Raw genomic sequence first — 1,777 nt, forward strand, 5'->3', positions numbered from 1 at the left:
TCTAGGCCCGGACTTCGCACATGGTGTTTCAGGTGTCCAGCCAGCGGGGGCGGGTTTCGTCGATGCCGAGTAGTGCGAGGAGGTGGGCTTGAACACCACGGGTGATCGCGATCGTTGGTGGGTCTGTGGCTGTTCCTGCCCGCATCCGCAGGCTGGCGAGGTGGTAGAGGATCATGCGTCCGGTCGGCCGGACGGCCCGGTTGTCGGGGTAGAGACCCCGCATGGTCTGATCGCCGCCGAGGGCCTGGCGGACCTGTCGTTCGATGAGGCAGAACACCAGCAGGGCCAGAGCGATCACGGTGATCAGGGCGGCGATTCGCCGGTTGTGCTGCAAGAACACGGGGGCCACGGCGAGCGGGCCCTTGAAGTCGCTGTAGCGGCGCTCGACCACCGGCTGGCCTTTGTAGCGGACCAGGACCTCGGCCGCGTCTGCCTCGGTGGGATCGAGGGTGGTCAGCAGTGCGTACCAGCCATCCGCGGTTGCCTGGCGGGTCAGGACTTCCTGATCGAAGTGCCAGGTCAGGGTGGGGCGTCCGGATTCGTCGGTGTGGATGGCGGTGACCAGGCAGGAAGCAACACGGCGCTTCGCGGTGATCACGCCGATGCGGGCTGTGACCTTCTCAGCGGTGGCGTAGTGGCGGCCGCCGCAGGCGTGCTGGAGTTTGTCCAGTTCCTCACGGGCCTGTTCCAGACGCCGGTCGCGGGCGGCTTGCTGAGCGGTGGCGTTGGCGGTGGAGTGGACCAGGACCCGGCGCACGGTGACACCCGGGTCCCGCTTGCGTGGACCGGTCAGGGTCTGGGTGTCCTCCAGCACGCGGTATTGCCCGCGCTGCCCGGGTGGTTTTCCCGCATCCCGCCCGGCGGTGTAGTCGACCAGACGGGCCTCGCCCAGGTCCAGGCCCGCGAACAGGCCATCGGGGATCTTGGCCGCGGGTGCCGGGGCGATGAACTTCACCCCGGCCTCCTGCAGGGCCAGCAGGTTGGGGTAGGAGACCAGCTTCGAGTCGCCGACCATCAGGAAGTCGCGGGGCGCGGCCACCTTCCGCAGGGTGGTCATCGCCCCGACGACCTGGGAGACCTCGCCCGCCCCGCCGTCGTAGGCACGGTGGAAGACCGGGATGCCGCCGTCTCCCGAGATCGCGATGCCGGCCTGGATCTGCTTGAGATCCGTCCGGCGGTCCTTGGGATGACCGTACTTGACCTGCGGGAATCCATCCTCCGGGTCCTCGTAGGAGCCGTGCAGCGAGATGCTGGTCATGTCCCAGTGCAGGCGCGAGACATCGATCCCGAACTCGGCGATCGCGCTCGCCCCCACACTGCCGACGATGTTCTCCAGCTGGGAAGCGATCGCGTCCAGGGCGCGGGCGATCCGGTCGTCGTTGAGCAGATCGGGTTCGATCCCGAAGACCTCCTCCACGGCCCACTCACGGGCCCAGTCGCCGATCCGGACCAGCGGTGCGGGCGCGGACAGCCGGTTGGCCACCAGGACCTCGATGACCTGCCCATGCGTCAGATGCGCGACCTCGCGCACCGGACACAGCTCGTCGATGATCCCGGCCACGTCCAGCCGGCGCAGAAACTCGGCAGAGGCAGGCAGAGCACCCAGACGCCTCTCCACCACGGGTGTGATCTCGATGTTGAACCGAGGACGCCGCACCCGAGGCCGCGCGGACCGTGAAATCGACGACATACCCAGACCAACGAACCCACGACCAATCGGTCATCACATCAACCGCTCGTCCCACCAAACGAAGCATGTGCGGAGGACGGGTCTAGG

The 1,777-nt window shown here is 67.8% G+C and carries 1 protein-coding gene; it reads right to left on the reverse strand.

Features of this window, described 5'->3' with window-relative positions:
* Nucleotides 1–28: 28 nt before the first annotated feature.
* Nucleotides 29–1,618 (reverse strand): IS1634 family transposase, encoded by a 1,590-nt coding sequence (locus tag ACFUJR_RS39180; protein WP_383451296.1) that lies wholly within the window; start codon nt 1,616–1,618, stop codon nt 29–31.
* Between the last annotated feature and the right edge of the window lie 159 nt (nt 1,619–1,777).

It is taken from the genome of Streptomyces sp. NPDC057271 (genome assembly GCF_042668715.1).
Classification (GTDB): Bacteria; Actinomycetota; Actinomycetes; order Streptomycetales; family Streptomycetaceae; genus Streptomyces.